At 65.9% G+C, this 16,513-nt stretch carries 21 protein-coding genes; 16 read left to right on the top strand and 5 right to left on the bottom strand.

Features of this window, described 5'->3' with window-relative positions; genetic code table 11:
• The first annotated feature begins 12 nt into the window (after positions 1 to 12).
• The 3 genes from HNP47_RS09745 to HNP47_RS09735 are packed head-to-tail and all read left to right on the top strand — an operon-like array spanning position 13 to position 1,601.
• Positions 13 to 420, top strand: coding sequence for a hypothetical protein (locus HNP47_RS09745; protein WP_184279395.1), 408 nt, complete (start codon positions 13 to 15; stop codon positions 418 to 420).
• Positions 417 to 617 (top strand): helix-turn-helix transcriptional regulator, encoded by a 201-nt coding sequence (locus tag HNP47_RS09740; protein ID WP_039244155.1) that lies wholly within the window; start codon positions 417 to 419, stop codon positions 615 to 617. The genes HNP47_RS09745 and HNP47_RS09740 overlap by 4 nt, the downstream gene beginning before the upstream one ends.
• A gap of 36 nt (positions 618 to 653) precedes the next feature.
• On the top strand, positions 654 to 1,601 hold the full coding sequence (locus tag HNP47_RS09735) for an alpha/beta fold hydrolase (RefSeq protein ID WP_184279394.1): 948 nt from the start codon (positions 654 to 656) through the stop codon (positions 1,599 to 1,601).
• Positions 1,602 to 1,769: 168 nt separating this feature from the next.
• Here HNP47_RS09735 and HNP47_RS09730 read toward each other — a convergent pair whose 3' ends face one another.
• The 5 genes from HNP47_RS09730 to HNP47_RS09710 all read right to left on the bottom strand — a co-directional run bounded on the left by HNP47_RS09730 (position 1,770) and on the right by HNP47_RS09710 (position 5,497).
• Positions 1,770 to 2,603: a DUF3298 and DUF4163 domain-containing protein gene (locus HNP47_RS09730; protein WP_221415067.1), complete on the bottom strand. Its 834-nt coding sequence runs from the start codon at positions 2,601 to 2,603 to the stop codon at positions 1,770 to 1,772.
• Between the two features lie 22 nt (positions 2,604 to 2,625).
• Positions 2,626 to 3,657, bottom strand: coding sequence for a UbiA family prenyltransferase (locus HNP47_RS09725; protein ID WP_184279392.1), 1,032 nt, complete (start codon positions 3,655 to 3,657; stop codon positions 2,626 to 2,628).
• A gap of 120 nt (positions 3,658 to 3,777) precedes the next feature.
• Complete coding sequence (locus tag HNP47_RS09720) at positions 3,778 to 4,560, bottom strand: GIN domain-containing protein (RefSeq protein ID WP_184279391.1); 783 nt, start codon at positions 4,558 to 4,560, stop codon at positions 3,778 to 3,780.
• The gene (locus HNP47_RS09715; protein WP_184279390.1) at positions 4,557 to 5,156 is read right to left on the bottom strand and encodes a DUF1700 domain-containing protein; all 600 of its coding nucleotides are present in this window, start codon (positions 5,154 to 5,156) and stop codon (positions 4,557 to 4,559) included. Before HNP47_RS09715 ends, HNP47_RS09720 begins: the two co-directional genes overlap by 4 nt.
• Entirely contained in the window at positions 5,153 to 5,497 is a 345-nt protein-coding gene (locus HNP47_RS09710) for a PadR family transcriptional regulator (RefSeq protein WP_039244893.1), read from the bottom strand. Before HNP47_RS09710 ends, HNP47_RS09715 begins: the two co-directional genes overlap by 4 nt.
• Before the next feature lie 254 nt (positions 5,498 to 5,751).
• On the opposite strand from HNP47_RS09710, the gene coxB reads away from it, so the two are divergent.
• The 13 genes from coxB to HNP47_RS09645 all read left to right on the top strand — a co-directional run bounded on the left by coxB (position 5,752) and on the right by HNP47_RS09645 (position 16,354).
• Positions 5,752 to 6,741, top strand: a complete 990-nt coding sequence (gene coxB / locus HNP47_RS09705) for a cytochrome c oxidase subunit II (protein ID WP_409360153.1) — start codon at positions 5,752 to 5,754, stop codon at positions 6,739 to 6,741.
• A gap of 17 nt (positions 6,742 to 6,758) precedes the next feature.
• Positions 6,759 to 8,441: a cytochrome c oxidase subunit I gene (gene ctaD, locus HNP47_RS09700; protein WP_174087103.1), complete on the top strand. Its 1,683-nt coding sequence runs from the start codon at positions 6,759 to 6,761 to the stop codon at positions 8,439 to 8,441.
• A gap of 88 nt (positions 8,442 to 8,529) precedes the next feature.
• The gene (cyoE, locus tag HNP47_RS09695; RefSeq protein WP_184279389.1) at positions 8,530 to 9,495 is read left to right on the top strand and encodes a heme o synthase; all 966 of its coding nucleotides are present in this window, start codon (positions 8,530 to 8,532) and stop codon (positions 9,493 to 9,495) included.
• A gap of 4 nt (positions 9,496 to 9,499) precedes the next feature.
• The gene (locus tag HNP47_RS09690; RefSeq protein WP_017505721.1) at positions 9,500 to 9,670 is read left to right on the top strand and encodes a hypothetical protein; all 171 of its coding nucleotides are present in this window, start codon (positions 9,500 to 9,502) and stop codon (positions 9,668 to 9,670) included.
• On the top strand, positions 9,667 to 10,203 hold the full coding sequence (locus HNP47_RS09685) for a cytochrome c oxidase assembly protein (protein ID WP_184279388.1): 537 nt from the start codon (positions 9,667 to 9,669) through the stop codon (positions 10,201 to 10,203). Before HNP47_RS09690 ends, HNP47_RS09685 begins: the two co-directional genes overlap by 4 nt.
• On the top strand, positions 10,200 to 10,616 hold the full coding sequence (locus HNP47_RS09680; RefSeq protein WP_184279387.1) for an NUDIX domain-containing protein: 417 nt from the start codon (positions 10,200 to 10,202) through the stop codon (positions 10,614 to 10,616). Before HNP47_RS09685 ends, HNP47_RS09680 begins: the two co-directional genes overlap by 4 nt.
• Positions 10,617 to 10,689: 73 nt before the next feature.
• A complete protein-coding gene (locus HNP47_RS09675; protein WP_184279386.1) occupies positions 10,690 to 11,394 on the top strand; it encodes a hypothetical protein in 705 nt (234 codons plus the stop codon).
• Positions 11,395 to 11,508: 114 nt separating this feature from the next.
• Complete coding sequence (locus HNP47_RS09670; RefSeq protein ID WP_184279385.1) at positions 11,509 to 12,417, top strand: cytochrome c oxidase subunit 3; 909 nt, start codon at positions 11,509 to 11,511, stop codon at positions 12,415 to 12,417.
• Positions 12,414 to 12,815, top strand: a complete 402-nt coding sequence (locus HNP47_RS09665) for a DUF983 domain-containing protein (RefSeq protein WP_184279384.1) — start codon at positions 12,414 to 12,416, stop codon at positions 12,813 to 12,815. Before HNP47_RS09670 ends, HNP47_RS09665 begins: the two co-directional genes overlap by 4 nt.
• A complete protein-coding gene (locus tag HNP47_RS09660; protein WP_184279383.1) occupies positions 12,812 to 13,564 on the top strand; it encodes an SURF1 family protein in 753 nt (250 codons plus the stop codon). Before HNP47_RS09665 ends, HNP47_RS09660 begins: the two co-directional genes overlap by 4 nt.
• Before the next feature lie 58 nt (positions 13,565 to 13,622).
• Positions 13,623 to 14,837 (top strand): pitrilysin family protein, encoded by a 1,215-nt coding sequence (locus tag HNP47_RS09655; protein WP_184279382.1) that lies wholly within the window; start codon positions 13,623 to 13,625, stop codon positions 14,835 to 14,837.
• 158 nt (positions 14,838 to 14,995) lie between these two features.
• Positions 14,996 to 15,346 (top strand): DUF1493 family protein, encoded by a 351-nt coding sequence (locus tag HNP47_RS09650; RefSeq protein ID WP_184279381.1) that lies wholly within the window; start codon positions 14,996 to 14,998, stop codon positions 15,344 to 15,346.
• A 213-nt stretch (positions 15,347 to 15,559) separates the two neighbouring features.
• On the top strand, positions 15,560 to 16,354 hold the full coding sequence (locus HNP47_RS09645) for a hypothetical protein (protein ID WP_184279380.1): 795 nt from the start codon (positions 15,560 to 15,562) through the stop codon (positions 16,352 to 16,354).
• Positions 16,355 to 16,513 lie beyond the last annotated feature (159 nt).

The raw sequence follows: 16,513 nt of genomic DNA, 5'->3' as shown, positions 1-16,513 counted from the left end.
AGGAGAGCTGATATGTTCACCGCCTGGAAGGCCGGAACGCCTGCGCATCGACGCTACATCATCCGCACGATGGCCTTCTCCGTGCCCTATGTCGCGATCTGTATCGCCATGATGACGACAGACGCGTTCGACGATTTGATGGGCAAACCGGCGGCCTGGGTCCTGGCGGCTGCGGTGTCGGCCCCGGTGATCGGGCAGATTTGGGCGACCCTGGCGCTGATGCGCGAGAGCGACGAGTTCGTGCGCGGCGTGACGGCCAAACAATTCATCATCGCCGCAGGACTGGCCATGGCCGTCGCCACCTTCTGGGGCTTTGGCGAGAGTTTCGCCGGGGCGCCGCATATGCAGACCTGGTTGATCGTGCCGGTCTTCTGGGGCCTGTACGGCGTCGTTTCACCCTTCATCCGGAGCAGCCGATGAAGAACCGTCTGAAGCTTCTACGCGTCGAACGCGGCTGGACCCAGGAGCAGATGGGTCAGGCGCTGGGGGTCTCGCGTCAGGCGGTGATCGCCCTGGAGACGGAGCGGCACGATCCGTCGCTGGACCTCGCTTATCGGATCGCCGCCGTGTTCGAGCGGCCGGTCGAAGAGATCTTTGAAAACCCGCACGCGGGCTGACCAAAAGTCAGAATAACCTTACAATTGGAGATTGTGATGTCGAACGTCATTCGCCCTTGCCGGGGCGTCTTCGCCCCGTCGCGCCTTGCCGTCATCCTGGGCGTCGTGATCGCCTGCGCCGTGGCCAGCGATCAGGTCCGAGCCCAAGCCGCGCCACCTGTGGCTTCCTCCGCCGCGCCCTTCGTCTCCGACCGGCTGTCGGTCGAGGTGGTGGGCCATGGCCCCGACGTCATCCTGATCCCCGGACTGGCGTCTTCGCGCGAAGTGTGGCGAGCGACAGCGGATCGGCTGAAGGCGTCGCACAGAGTACATCTGGTGCAGTTGGCGGGTTTCGCCGGCGAACCCTGGACGCACGGCGACGGCGCCTTCATCCAGCCCAAGGTGGATGAACTGGCGCGCTATATCCGTCAGGCGCGGCTGGATCGGCCGGCGGTGATCGGCCATTCGATGGGCGGTCTGAGCGGACTTTTGCTGGCGCAGCAGCAGCCGGATCTGGTCGGGCGGGTGATGACGGTCGACTCGCTGCCCTTCTACAGCGCCATGTTCGGGCCAACCGCGACGGCCGAAAGCGCCCGACCGTTCGCGGATCAGGCGGCGGGCATGATCCTGTCGGCGGACACAGCGAGCTTCCGCACCCAGCAGGAGGCGACGGCGCAGGCGCTGTCGCGAACCCCGTCGGAACAAGCGCGGATTGTGGCCTGGTCGTTGGCGACCGACCGTCATGCGATGGCCTCGGCGATGAAGGATGTGATGACCACAAATGCGCGGCCGGGGCTGACGGCCATGACGACGCCGGTGACGGCGCTTTACGCCGCCGATGCGGACGGTGGGGCGCCTTCGGCGGTGGCGGACGCCATGTGGGCGCGGGAGTATGCGGCCTTGCCCGGCGTCACCCTGATCCGCGTCGACGGCTCGCGGCACTTCATCATGGCCGATCAGCCAGCGCGGTTCGCCGAACTGGTGGATGCGTTTCTGGCGAAGTGAGGAAATCCTCCCCCGAGCAGCGCAGCGAAACGGGGGAGGGGGACCGCGCGAAGCGGGGTGGAGGGGGCGAAAGCGGACTCGGTGCCTGGAGGTGTGACGCCCGTGCGGCGTCCGCCCCCTCCACCCCTTCGGGGTCCCCCTCCCCCGTGAACGGGGGAGGAATGTTTCCTAGTTCTTCGGCGTCACGTCGCCGACCTTGATCGGGGCGCCGTCGAACTGGTCGGCGTAGGCGGGGTTGAGCAGGGCGCGCAACGCGCTCTGCGGCAGGGCGATCCAGTAGGGGCCGTCCGAATAGGGGCCGATCTGATACGGTCCCATCAGGAAGGTGACGCCGCCCGCCTTGCCCGGCGTCGTGCCCGGCGTCAGGACGAACGGGGTCGAGACGGCCTTGGGGCAGGTCCACATCTTGCCGTCCAGGGTGGCGGTCTCGGATCCCGGCGAGCGGGCCTGTTTGGCGGCGTTGGCGGCGGCGCACAGGGCCTTGTCCAGCACCGACAGGTCGGCGCCCGGCCGGAACAGGTCGGCGAAGCCCAGCCGTTTGTTGGTCGTCTTGTCCCAGATCACCGAGGCGAAGCTGGTGTTGGGGTGGGCGCCGCCTGTGAACTCGAAATCGGTGCGGGCCAGGCTGACCAGCTTGCCGGTCTCGGCGCCGGGCGCGAAGGCTATGGTCTTCTCGTAGGGGGTGGGGCCGCCGCCCGCTTCGCTGAGATCGGCCTGGGCGCCTTCCTCGAACTGCTTCAGGTCGCGCACCGTGTCGGCATAGAGGGCGGCGTGCAGGGCGGGCGTGGTCTTGATCGCCTGGGGCAGGGTCAGTTTGACGGCGGCATAGGGGGTCTTGCTGTCATAGCCGACGGGGGTGTTCGACATGGCCGGCGCAGCGGCCGGGGCCTGCGCGGCCGGCGCCTGGGCCTTGTCTTCCTTGCGCTGGCAGGCGGCCAGAGAAGCGGAAAGCGTGGCGGCGGCAGCGGCGGACAACAGCAGGATGCGGGCGGTGCGCGACATGGGGAACTCCATCATCGGGGGATCACAGGGAGATTGAGCCAAGGGCGATAGCGGCCAGCAGGATCAAGCCGGCCTCGCGATTGGACTTGAACAGTTTCAGCGCCAGGGCGCCGTCGTTTCGGTCGAGGCGGATGATCTGACACGCCAGATGGACGGCGTAGATCGCCAGACTGAGCCAGAACAGCAGTCCAAGCCCGGCGGCGAGGCCGGTCATGGCGGCCAGGATCACGGTCAGGCCATAGAAGATCGCCACGCCGGGCCGCACGGCCGAGGCCAGTCGGCGGGCCGAGGACTTCACGCCGATCATGGCGTCGTCCTCGATGTCTTGCAGAGCGTAGATGGTGTCGTAGCCCAGGGTCCAGAAGACGCCGCCAAGCCACAGTAGGGCGGCTGGAATATAGGCCTGCCAGGCCAAGGCGATCGCATGGCCGCTGTCGCTGGCGGGTGACCACAGGAATGGCCGGAACTCGCCAGCGAGATCGGCGGGCAGCAGCAAGGCGGCCGCCGCCAGCGGCAGGGCGGCGGCGAACCCCATCAGCGCGCCCCAGTTGAACGTCAGCCCCAGCCAGGCCTGGGGCCACCAGGTGATCCGCTTCATGAAGGGATAGGCCGCGACCAGGCCCAGCGACCCCACGCCGAGCAGGATGGCGACGGTCGGCAGGGTCAACAGGACCAAAAGGCTGATCAGGCTGCACGCGACGACAAAGGCCCAGGCCTGTTTGACCGAGATGCGGCCGGACGGAATGGGGCGCTGAGCCGTGCGGGCGACCTGGGCGTCGAAATCCCGATCGACGATATCGTTGAAGGCGCACCCCGCCGCCCGCATCAGACAGGCGCCGATGCCGAAACCGACGAACAGCCACAGATCATAGAGGCCCGGCGCCTGCCGATACTGCGCCAAAGCCAGCGCGATCCCCTGCCACCCAGGCAGCAACAGCAGCCAGATGCCGATGGGCCGATCGAACCGCCCCAGCTTCAACCACGGCTTCAGCCCCTCCGGCGCATGCCGATCGACCCAGTTGGCGCCGGCGTCGGGGAGGGGAGCGAAAGTCATGCGGCTGACTTAGCGCGTAGGGCCCGAGGGGTGAAGGCGCCGCTCCCCGTTTCCAAAGCGGGCGCACAGAAAAAAGGGGCTGGAGGATCCAGCCCCTTTCCACGGTGATCGGCGCAACCATCAGTCCTGATAGACGTCGCCAGAGCCGGAGACGGTGCTGTTCAAGTTGGCGGGGCGGGTGGCCAGGGCCACGTCGCCGGAGCCGGCGATGGCGACCTTGACGTCGCCGGTCGGGGCGATGCGGGCGTCGCCGGAGCCGGCAATGTCCACCCAGGCGTCGCGGGTCGCCAGATCGCCGAGAGACGCGTCGCCCGAGCCTGCGATGTCCAGCTTCAGCTCGTCGGTGCGACCCGAGGCTGTAACCTCGGCCGATCCGGCGATGTCGAGCGTCAGCGAAGGCTGGTCATAGCCGGTGATCTGCAGGTCGCCCGAGCCCTTGGCGTTGAAGCGGTTCACCTTGGGCGCGGTGATGACGACCTTCAGTTCGTCGCGCTCGGAGCGGGCGGAGAAGTTGCCGTTGCTCCAGCCGAACACCACCCGCTCGTCGCCGTCGCCCAGATCGAGGCGGCCGTCGACCAGACGGACCCGGTCGGTCAGACCCTTGGGCCCCGTGATGACGACGGTGTTCGCGTCACCCTGGACATAATCGACGTCGATGCTGGAATCGACGGTCAGGGTCTCGCCGCCGGTCCAGGGGAGGGTGCGGGTGGTCAGGGGACCGAGGTCGTCAGTCCCGCCGCCCTTGACCCGCTCGAAGCGTATGGTCTCGCCGTCGCGGTCCTTGATAGTCCAGGCCCAGCCGTGGCGCTGGAGGTCGTGGCCGCCGATCGCCAGCGCGCCGCCGACGGTGACCAAGCACAGCACCAGGGCGGCGCCGGCGATGATGAACAGGGTGCGGATCATGCCGAAGCTCCCGAGGTCGAGGTGGATTGAACGCTGGTCGGCTCAAGCGCCGGCTTCAGCAGGCGGTAGTGCAGGCGGGCGAACCAGACGACGCCGTTGACCAGCCAGATGGTGAAGATGGTCAGGAGTGCGCCGATGAAGACGGCGCCGGCCATCAGGCCCAGCCCCATCAGGATCGCCGCGAACGGCCCGCCGGGGAAGCCGGCGAAAGGGCCCGCGACCATGATCACGCCGCCGCCTATGAAAAGGCCGATGGCGGCGATGAAGAAGCCGAACACGGTCCCGATCACGCCCATCAGCAGGGGCAGGAGGATCAGGATGTCCAGCGCCCCCAGGCCCAGGACGGCGAAGACGGCGCCGGCGGCGGCGGAGGGGTTCTTCTCCTGATGCCAGCGCTGGATGCCGGCCTCGGCCTTAAGCTCGCGGGCCAGGCGGACCGGATCGCCCAGCGCGGAGGCGACCTCGGCCTCGGTGCGGCCGGCGGCGATGCCGTCGTCGAAGTGGGTCTGGTAGTCGGCGATGATGTCGTTGGCGGTCGTGGTCGGCAGGCCGACAAGACCTTCCTTCAGACGATCGATGAATTCGGCGCGCGTCATTGAGCGGCTCCCTGATCGGCGTCGTTCGCCACGATGGCGTCGACGGCCTTGGTGAAGGCGGACCATTCGGCAGTCTGGGCGGCGAGGGCCCCCCGGCCCGCTTCGGTCAGTCTGTAGTATTTGCGTGACGGCCCGGCGGAGGATTCGACCAGATAGGTCTCGACCTGTCCTTCGGACTGCATGCGGCGCATCAGGGGGTAGATCGTGCCTTCCCCCATATCGATCGCGTCCGACAAGCGGCTGGCGATCTCGTAGGCGTAGCTGTCCGCCCGGTTCAGAAGGGCCAGGACGCAAAGCCCCAACACGCCCTTCTTCAGCTGTATCTCGATAGTTTCTGGCACCTCGGCTCTCCCGTTGATGACCATTGACTACGACAAGGTATCTTGTGACGCAAGGTAGCTATCGAAACATGACAGCGATTTAATCGAGGCCGGCTGAAGGCGGCTTTGCGGCCTCAGCGCCGTTGATCGCTTGGCAAGCCGAAAGCGATCCGATAGGTGACCGAGAACGCCGGGCGTGGGAATCGCGCCAGCGTGATCTCTTGCGAGCCATTCGCAAGTATCTGCTGCATAACGGTTTTATGGGGAAGTCTCATATGGGGATGGGCAAGCGAGCCCAAGGGACGTTGAAGAAGGCCGCGACTTGCGCGTCCTCCATCGTTCTGGGCGCCGGACTGGCGATGTTCGCTGCGGCGCCGACGTGGGCGCAGGACCTGATGGGTCAGCCGACCCCGGGCGGCATCACGCTGCAACCGGCGGCGTCGCCGCTGAAGCATGATGCGCACTTCTTCCACGATGTGATCCTGATGCCGATCATCACGGCCATCACCCTGCTGGTGCTGGGCCTGCTGGCGTGGATCGTGTTCCGCTACAACAAGAAGGCCAATCCGACGCCCGCGCGCTGGAGCCACAACACCACGATCGAGATCATCTGGACCGTGCTGCCGGTGCTGATCCTGGTCTTCATCTCCCTGTTCTCGTTCCGCCTGCTGTTCGCCTATCACGACATGCCGTCGCCGGACCTGACGGTGAAGGTGACCGGCAACCAGTGGAACTGGGCCTATGAGTATCCGGACCAGGGCGTCGCGGAATACATCTCCAACATGCTTCCGGAAGAGGAAGCCAAGGCCAAGGGCGTGCCCTATCGCCTGGCCGCGACCGAGCCGATGGTCGTGCCGGTCGGCAAGACGGTGCAGCTGGTCATCACCGCCTCGGACGTCATCCACGCCGTCGCCCTGCCGGCGTTCGGCCTGAAGACCGACGCCGTTCCCGGCCGCATCAACACCACCTGGTTCAAGGCCGAGCGCACCGGCGTCTTCTATGGCCAGTGCTCGGAACTGTGCGGCGTCGACCACGCCTTCATGCCGCTGGAAATCCGGGTCGTGACCCAGGCCCAGTTCGAACAGTGGATCGCCTCCAAGGGCGGTTCGATGACGCCCAAGGTCGCCGCGCCCGCCGCCGCTGCTCCGGCCGCAGCCGCGCCTGCGCCCGCCGCCGACGCCGCGACCCCGGTCGCCGCCCCCGTCGGCGCCACCGCCGACCAACCCGTTCCCGCCGCGGCGTCCGCCGCGCCGGCCGCCCAGTAAGAGGCGAACAGAGACACATGGCTGACGCTACCGTAACCCGCGACGCGACCCACATCGGTCACGCTCACGACGACCACCATCACGACCACAAGCTGGGCTTCTTCACCCGCTGGTTCCTGTCGACCAACCACAAGGACATCGGCACCCTGTATCTGATGTTCGCCATCATGGCGGGCATCGTGGGCGGCGCCCTGTCGGGGTTGATCCGCTGGGAACTGGCCGAGCCGGGCATCCAGATCTTCAAGGAAGGCTCGTCGATCCAGTTGCTGGGTCTCGTGGAGCAGTCCAAGCACGGCTATAACGCCGTCGTGACGGCCCACGCCCTGATCATGATCTTCTTCATGGTCATGCCCGCCATGATCGGCGGCTTCGGCAACTGGTTCGTGCCGATCATGATCGGCGCGCCGGACATGGCCTTCCCGCGCATGAACAACATTTCGTTCTGGCTGCTGGTCGCCGCCTGGTGCCTGCTGATCCTGTCGATGTTCACCGACGGCGGACCGGGCAAGGGCTTCGGCGGGGGCTGGACGGCCTATCCGCCGCTGTCGACCACGGGCCACGTCGGCCCCGCCTTTGACCTGGCCATCTTCGCCCTGCACGTCGCGGGCGCCAGCTCCATCCTGGGCGCGATCAACTTCATCACCACCATCCTGAACATGCGCGCGCCGGGCATGACCATTCACCGGATGCCGCTGTTCGCCTGGTCGGTGCTGATCACCGCCTTCCTGCTGCTGCTGTCGCTGCCCGTGCTGGCCGGCGCCATCACCATGCTGCTGACGGACCGCAACTTCCACACCCACTTCTTCGATCCCGCCGGCGGCGGCGACCCGATCATGTACCAGCACCTGTTCTGGTTCTTCGGTCACCCGGAAGTGTACATCCTGATCCTGCCGGGCTTCGGCATCATCAGCCACATCGTCTCGACCTTCAGCCGCAAGCCGGTGTTCGGATATCTGGCCATGGCCTACGCCATGGTGGCCATCGGCTTCGTCGGCTTCATCGTGTGGGCGCACCACATGTACACGGTCGGCATGAGCATCAATCTGCGCGCCTATTTCATCGCCGCCACCATGATCATCGCGGTGCCGACGGGCGTGAAGATCTTCAGCTGGATCGCCACCATGTGGGGCGGCTCCATCAGCTTCAAGACGCCCATGCTGTGGGCGATCGGCTTCATCTTCCTGTTCACCGTCGGCGGCGTGACCGGCGTGGTCCTGTCGAACGCCGGCATCGATTACAGCCTGCACGACACCTACTATGTCGTGGCGCACTTCCACTATGTGCTGTCGCTGGGCGCCGTCTTCGCCATCTTCGCGGGCTTCTACTACTGGTTCGAGAAGATGTTCGGGGTGAAGTACAATGAGTTCCTGGGCGCGACCCACTTCTGGATCATGTTCGTGGGCGTGAACCTGGTGTTCTTCCCACAACACTTCCTGGGTCTGCAGGGCATGCCGCGTCGCTACATCGACTATCCGGAAGCCTTCACCCTGTGGAACCACGTCTCGTCGATCGGCTATGCCGTCACCGTCGTCGGCGTGATCGTCTTCCTGATCATGCTGGTCGAGGCGGCGATCCGTCGTCGTCCGGGCGTCGCCAACCCGTGGGGCGAAGGCGCCACGACCCTAGAGTGGACCCTGTCCTCGCCGCCCCCGGCCCACCAGTTCAACGAACTGCCGGTCATCAAGGCGGAAGAGCACTAAGCCTTTCCAACGATATGAAATCGAAGGCCGCTCTTTCCGTCGGAAGGGGCGGCCTTCTTCATTTGGGTATGCTATGCGGCCCTCACAGATGACCGAAGTTCAGACCCGACCCGTTCTCTCGACCGCCCAGCCGGAGGATTTCTTCCAGCTGCTAAAGCCGCGCGTGATGTCGCTGGTGGTCTTCACCGCCGCGACCGGGCTGATCGTCGCGCCGGGATCGGTCAATCCGCTGGTGGCGGCCATCGCCATCCTGTGCATCGCGGTGGGTGCAGGGGCGGCCGGGGCGCTGAACATGGCCCTGGAAGGCGAAACCGACGCCCTGATGCGGCGCACGCGCGGCCGACCGGTCGCTGCGGGGCGTGTGCGCAAGAACGACGCCATGGCGTTCGGCGTCATCCTGAGCCTGTTCTCGGTCATGCTGCTGGGGATGAACACAAATTGGCTGGCGGCGGGTCTGCTGGCCATGACCATCGTCTATTACGCCGGCTTCTACACCCTGCTGCTGAAGCGGCGGACGCCCCAGAACATCGTCATCGGCGGGGCGGCGGGCGCCTTTCCGCCCGTGATCGGCTGGGCGGCGGCGACGGGCCATGCGCCGTGGCAGGCGTGGCTGCTGTTTCTCATCATCTTCCTGTGGACCCCGCCGCACAGCTGGGCGCTGGCGCTGTATTCGGCCGGCGACTACGCCAAGGCGGGCATTCCGATGATGCCGGTGGCCAAGGGCGCCAAGTCCACGCGGTTGCAGATCCTGCTCTACACCCTGATCTTCGTGCCGGTCGCGATCGCCCCGGCCTTCGCGGGCCTGGGAGGGATCATCTATCTGGTCGTGTCGGTCGCGGGCGGCCTGGGCTTTCTGGGTCTTGCGGTGCGCCTTTATCGCTCGCGCGCGGGCGACGAGCCGGACAAGGCCGAGGCCGTGGGACGCGAGGCCGCATTGTATGACGTCAAGGTCCAGGCCAAACCGGCGCGGGACCTGTTCGCCTTTTCCATCCTCTATCTGATGGCGCTGTTCTCGGCGCTGCTGGTCGAGGCCCTGTCCGGTCTGGGAGCGTAAAACCATGCGTCTGACGCCTGAGGAACTTCGCGCGCGCAAGCGTCGCAACGTCTGGATCGCCTCGGCGCTGGTGGCCTTCATCGTGCTGGTGTTCGCCACCACGGTGCTGCGCCTGCAACAGAACCAGGCGGCCGAGCGCGCGCTGGCAACGGCGGTGGAGACCTCCCAGCCATGAAGGCGGGCCGCAAGAATCTGATCGCCATCATCTGCGTCTTCGGCGTGATGGGCATGACCGGGGCGGCGTTCGCAGCGGTGCCGCTCTATCGGATGTTCTGTCAGGTCACGGGCTTCGGCGGCACGACGATGAAGGCCGATAAGGCCTCCGACACCGTTCTGGACGAGTCGGTGATGGTGCGGTTCGACACCAATGTGCGCGGTGTGCCGATGACCTTCCGCGCCGAACAGTCGACCCAGCGGGTGCGGATCGGCGAGACGGGCCTGGCCTATTTCGACGTGACCAACACCTCGGACAAGCCGATCCAGGTGCGCGCCAGCTACAATGTCTCGCCCGAGCAGACGGGGCCGTATTTCCAGAAGCTGCAATGCTTCTGCTTCACCGACCAAACGCTGGCGGCGGGCGAGACGCGCCAGTTCCCGGTCCAGTATTTCATCGCTCCCGAACTGGCCACGGACCGTGAGGCCAAGGGCGCGCGCGACATCACCCTGAGCTACACCTTCTATCCGTCCGTGGACGCGCCCAAGGCGTGACCTCGAAGCCGGGCGTGGACTTTCCCGGCGTCGGCTGCGGCCTGGTGATCCAGCGCGCCGACGGACGGGTCTTGCTGTGCAAACGGCTGAAGGCGCCCGAGGCCGGGTTCTGGAACATCGTCGGCGGCAAGGTCGACCTGATGGAGCCCTCTATCGACGCCGCGCGACGCGAGGCCCAGGAGGAAAGCGGGCTGACGATCGGCGCGGTCGATTTCCTGTGCCTGGCCGAAGAGATCATTCCCGCCGACGGCCAGCATTGGGTGTCGCTGATCTATATCTCCCGCGACTTCACCGGCGAGCCGCGCCTGACCGAGCCGGACAAGCTGTCGGAGATCGGGTGGTTCGCGCTGGACGACCTGCCTCAACCGTTGTCAGCCTTTTCGGCCAAGGCGTTCGCGGCGATGAACGGCTGATCGCGCGGCGCCGTTCGCGTCGGCGCGCGTTTCTTCTCCGGGTGCACGCTGTACGCCGAGACGGAGACGGAATTTGCGCGGTCTGGATTTCACCAACTGGCACAGTCTGCTGCTGACCCTGGTCGGGCTGGCGCTCGTAACGCTGATCGGTATGGGCATCCGGCTGGTGATGATGTTCACCATCCAGCAGCGGCGCGAACGGATGAACCGCCAGATCAACGAACGGCTGAAGACCCTGATCGCGGCCTATAAGGTGCTGGGCGGGTCGTTCACCGGCGACCTGACCGTCGATCCGACGCATAAGCGCGACCTGAGCCGCCGCAACGTCTCGGGAGGGGAGGCGGGACTGGATCTCAGCGCCGAGGCGACAGCGGGGTCGGACCGCACCCGGCGCATCCGCGACGCGGTCGAGGCCAGTCTGGCGGATATCATTTTGCTGGGCACCGAGGAGCAGGTGCGGCTGGCGCAGCAGGCGGCGCGTGAACTGGTCGCCGGGCGGCCGGTGCGGACGCATGATCTGGTCGTTTCACTGCGCGACTTCATCCGCCAGGCGCTGGACCTGGCGCCCGTGCCGACCGGACCGGACATGCCCTTGCAAGGCCCGACGCGTCCGTCCTCGACCGGAGGCCGCGGCGCTGGAGCCGGCGCAACGGGCGGCCGTGGCGGGGGCGGCGGGGGCGGCATGGGCGCTGGCATGGGGGGAGGGGGAATGGGCATGGGCGGCGCATTGGGCGACAGCCCGGACGACCCCGCCGATCCCATGGCCCGCAAGGGCTGAGCCCCGTCCGCATGCCCGAACAAGGCGGAAAGACGGCGTGGCTCTGGCGTCGGGGAAAATCGAACGCTATAGCCGCTATAACAACCGACTCTGGCCGACGAAGAGACGCGATTCATGGCTGACGCCCACGCCACTCCGCAGCACGACTACCACCTGGTGGCGCCCAGCCCCTGGCCGCTGGTGTCCTCGGTCGCTGCGACCATCATGTTCATCGGCGCGGTGATCTGGATGAAGGGCTTGGCCCCGGCGGACGGCGGCCCGATCGCCGCCAACTTCCTGGCCGAAGGCAAGCCGGGCGTCTTCTTCGCCGGTCTGGCCGGGGTGCTGATCTCGGCCTTCTGCTGGTGGGCGGACGTCATCAAGGAATCCAAGGCGGGCGACCATACGCCGGTCGTTTCGCTGGGCCTGCGTTACGGCATGATCCTGTTCATCGCGTCGGAGGTGATGTTCTTCGTCGCCTTCTTCTGGATGTTCTTCGACATGGCCCTGTTCCATGAATCGCGCGCTCTGACGCCGGGAGTCGGCACCTGGGCCGACACCGCCAAGGCCTGGTCGACCTGGCCGCCGAAGGGCGTCGAGGTTCTGTCGCCGTGGCAACTGCCGCTTTTGAACACCGTGACCCTGCTGCTCTCGGGCTGCACCGTCACCTGGGCCCACCACGCGATCCAGGTCGGCGACCGCAAGGGCGCCAAGATCGCCCTGATCATCACCGTGGCCCTGGGCGTGCTGTTCACCTGCGTCCAGGCCTATGAGTACAACCACATCCTGCACGAGAAGCTGTTCTTCAACGAAGAGGCCGTGAACTCGGGCCTGTACGGCTCGATCTTCTTCATGGCGACGGGCTTCCACGGCTTCCACGTCCTGATCGGCACCATCTTCCTGGCGGTCTGCCTGATCCGCCTGCTGAAGGGCGACTTCACCCCGCAGAAGCACTTCGGCTTCGAGGCGGCGGCCTGGTACTGGCACTTCGTGGACGTGGTCTGGCTGTTCCTGTTCGCCTTCGTCTATGTCGTCTTCGGTTGATCCAAGACGGCCCTGAAGACATCGCAGCGGCGCGGGACGAGCAATCGTCCCGCGCCGTCGTCGTTTCCGATACGCCGGTTCGCTGGGCGCTGCGCGGGCATTGTCCCCGGTGTGGCCAGGGCGCTCTGTTCTCGGGCTTTCTGAAGGTGGCGCCCGGCTGCACGGGCTGCGGTCTGGACTATTCCGCCATCCAGACGGGCGACGGCCCCGCCAGCTTTATCATGCAGATCGCCGGGTTCATCGTCGGCTTCTCGGCCCTGTTCGTCGAAATCAAATACCATCCGCCCATGTGGCTTCATCTGATCGTCTGGCTGCCGCTGGTGGTCGCCCTATCGCTGGTTTTGATGCGGCCGGGGCGGGGACTGATGATCGGGCTGCAATATCGGAACCAGCGATGAAGCGTTTCCCCTGGATCCTGACCGTGCTGACGGTGCTGGGCCTCATCCTGCTGATCGGGCTGGGCGTATGGCAGGTCGAGCGGCTGAAATGGAAGGAGGGGCTGATCGCGGCGGCCGATGCGGCGGCGGCGAAACCGCCCGCGCCGCTGGAGCAGGTGCTTGCCGAGACAAGGAATGGGGGCGATCTGGAGTTCAGGAAGGCGCTGATCGTCTGTCCGGGCCTGGCCAGTGCGCCTTTCGTCGAGCTTCAAAGCATCCATGACGGCGAGGCCGGAGTGCGGCTGATCTCGGCGTGCAAGCCGGCGGGGGCGGATTTCACCCTGCTGGTCGATCGCGGCTTTGTCGGCGACGGCGTGACAACGCGTCCGCGCGTGGTCGAAACCTCCCTGCCGCTGGTGATGGTCGGAGAGTTCCGCACCTTCGACAAGCCCGGCGCCATGAGCCCGGCGCCGCGTGACGGCCGCTTTTACGCCCGCGACACGGCGGCGATGGCTAAGGCGCTGAACATCGCCGGTCCGGTCCGGTCCGAGGCCGTGTTCGCCATCACCGCCGTCAATCCCGAATTGCCAGCGCTCAGGCCGTCCGCGCCGCCGGCGGCCTTTTCCAACAACCATTTCGGATACGCCCTGACGTGGTTCGGACTGGCGATCGCGCTTGCGGGTTTCTATGTGGCCCTGCTTCGCCGTCGAATGAAGAAAGACGGTCCTCAAGCAGCCGCGCACCGCGTGCGCGGCGATAGGAAAGAATAGAGTTCTGACCGCTTCCCTGCACACCCTGTCCAACGGCGTCCGCGTCATCTGCGACCCCATGCCGGGGCTGAAGACCCTGGCGGTCGTCGTCACCGTCAAGGGCGGGGCGCGGTGGGAGCCGCTGGATCGCTCTGGCTGGTCGCACCTGCTGGAGCATCTGGTGTTCAAGGGCGCCGGCGACATGGCCGCGCGCGAGATCGTCGAGCGGATCGAGGCCGAGGGCGGCACGATCAACGCCTCCACCGGCTATGAGCGCACCAGTTTCGAGGTGCGGGGGCTGGACGGCTCGCTGCCGCTGGCCATGCAGGTGCTGTCGGACCTGGTGTTCCGCCCAACGCTCGATCCCTCCGAGATCGAGCGCGAGAAGGACGTCGTGGCCCAGGAGATCGCCGAGGCCTTCGACACGCCCGACGACCATGTGTTCGAGATGGTGCAGACGCGCGCCTTCGCCAAACAGCCGCTGGGTCGGCCGATCCTGGGCTCGGTCGCCAGCCTGAAGCCGGCCGACAAGGCGTCGGTCGAGGCGTGGCGTGCGCGGCTCTATTCTCCCGACCGGATGGTGGTGTCGGTCTCAGGCGCGGTGGACGAGACCGAACTGCTGGCCCTGGCCGAGCGCTGGTTCGGCGATGCGGTCGCAACGCCCGCTGACGCGCCTGCGCCGGCCGCCTTCGTCGGCGGCCATGCGAAGCTGACGCGCAAGATCGAACAGGCCAATCTGGTGTTCCAGCTGCCGGCCCTGTCCGCGACCGATCCGGCGCTGTCGGCCATGCGGCTGTTCGGCGAGATCCTGGGCGGGGGCATGGCGTCCCGCCTATTCCAGAGCGCGCGCGAGGAGCGGGGCTTAGCCTACGCCATCGACGCCTATCAGGAGCCGTACGAGGACACGGGCGTGCTGGGCATCTACGCCGGGGCGGCGGCGGATCGGGCGAAAGAATTGGCCGAGGTCTCGGCGGCCGAGGTGCGGGCCCTGGCCGAGGTCGGGCCGACCGAAAAGGAGCTGTCGCGGGCCAAGGCGGTGATGAAGGCCGGTCTGTGGATGTCGGACGAAAACCCGATGAGCCGGGCCGGCCGCAACGGCGCCCAGACCCTGATCTTCGGCGCCCCGCGCTCCAGCCTGTCAATGACCGAGCAACTGGAAGCCCAGACGATCGAGGACGTGCGCGCCGTCGGCGGCCGGTTGCTGGCCTCTGGCCAGGCGGCCAGCGCCGTTCTGGGCCCGAAGTCGGCCGCACCGGCGGGCGAGGCGTTCGCGACAGCCCTGTTCGGGGGTTAGGCTTTCGGCTGGTCTTTGCTGACTTCAGTCGCTCTCGCGCGGAGGTTCAGCGGCAGATTATCCCAGCGGCGGCCGTCTGAATGTCCGGACCAGGGCACGAGGCAAACTTCTCTTCACGACCCGTTGCGGACATTGGCGCATTGGCCTTCAATCCACCGATGGCCGACGCGATTGCCCGATCATCAGATGCTGTCCGCGATCATGTGATCCGCGCCTTGAAGAGCGTCACGCTCTGTGATGACGAGATCACCGATCGAACGGAACTCTACTATGACCTCGGTCTCTATGGCGAGGACTTGGCCGAAGCCATCGACGCCGTCCGAGAGCCCTTCGGCACAGACTTCAGTCCCATGGATTTGCGGCACTACGGCCCGAACGAAGTGGGGCACAACTTCGGCCTCAACTTCGTCAGGGAGTTTCGCGAATGGCGCGGCCAGCGAACCTACCGCAGCCTAACAGTAGCCAGCCTCATCGCTGCGGTGCAGGCAGGATCATGGACCGACCGCTAACCAACCTTAGCTGATGACGGCGGCCGCTTCTCCGTCTTGCGACCGACGTCAGTTTTCGGCGGCGAAGCCCAAGACTGAAATCGACCCATAGCCGACCTTGGCGGCGTCCGCTTCCAGCGCGTCTTCCGGTTCGCTTCCGTCGCGACGCCAATGACGGACCCAATGCGTACGTCTCGTAAGGTGCTAGCCTGCTTCCATGAGGATTGGGGGCGGTTGATCGATGAAGTCGTTTCGCCGATTGTGCGGGCTTGGGAACGGCGGGGAGAGATGATGAGACTTCCTTCGATACTCGAGGCGGCCTGTGCCCTCGCTCATGCCTCGCTCCTGAATGGTTGCGATGTCCCGCCAGATGCCAGACAGGTTGTATGGTCACCAGCGGCGTTAACCGCAGCGATCGACGCGGCCAGCCCTGCCGATGCGGCGACCGTTATGGGGCTAGACGAGCGCACATACAGAATACCAACAACAGAAGGTTCGAAGCTGTCGAAGCTCCGAAGTGACGACGGGCTCAGGATCTGGTCGTTCTATATCGCCAAAAATGATCAGGCTGACGGGGTGGAACTAACGCTTCGCCCTTTGTCTAGCGGAGTTGCAGTAAGTGTTGAGTTTGGTGATGCCCATAACACGCCCCCTGCGCTTCCCGACGACGCCTCGCCCCTGGGCACTGGGGAAATCTATATCGAAGACTTTGAGTGTGAGCCTGCCGCACTTTCGGAAGACAGCCTTCGCCAGGTTGCCGGAACCGTGGTGAGCGCTGACCGCCCTCTACGCATCTGGCGCAGGGTCGAAGGCGGTCTAGACTTCGCTTCGTGCAACCGTTCGGCTGACCACCCTAATAGTCACTTTGGCCTTGGCTGCACCGTTGGCACCAAAAAGCCGTTTGGAAGCGTCGCTTATGCAATCGTGACTGACAGCATGGAAGACTGCCTAGCCATCAAGGAGCAGATATTCTCCTTGGACTTCGAGGTCACTCAAATCGTCAACTCCGCACGGATAGAAGGCGATTGAGCTTCAAGCCCGGGCGCGGCCCATAACAGTGCCTGGATTGATGGTTCACACGCGGTTTCTCGCAATGAACAGTGCCTGCTAGCCAAAGTCCGCTTCCCACCCGTAACAGCCCTTCGCGATGTCCGCTTTGTGCGCAGGTGAACGGCTGGGCGGGTTAAA

It is taken from the genome of Brevundimonas vesicularis, assembly GCF_014204545.1.
Taxonomy (GTDB): Bacteria; Pseudomonadota; Alphaproteobacteria; order Caulobacterales; family Caulobacteraceae; genus Brevundimonas; species Brevundimonas vesicularis_B.
The sequence above is the reverse complement of the archived record's forward strand: the minus strand, read 5'-3'. Positions and strand labels throughout refer to the sequence as shown.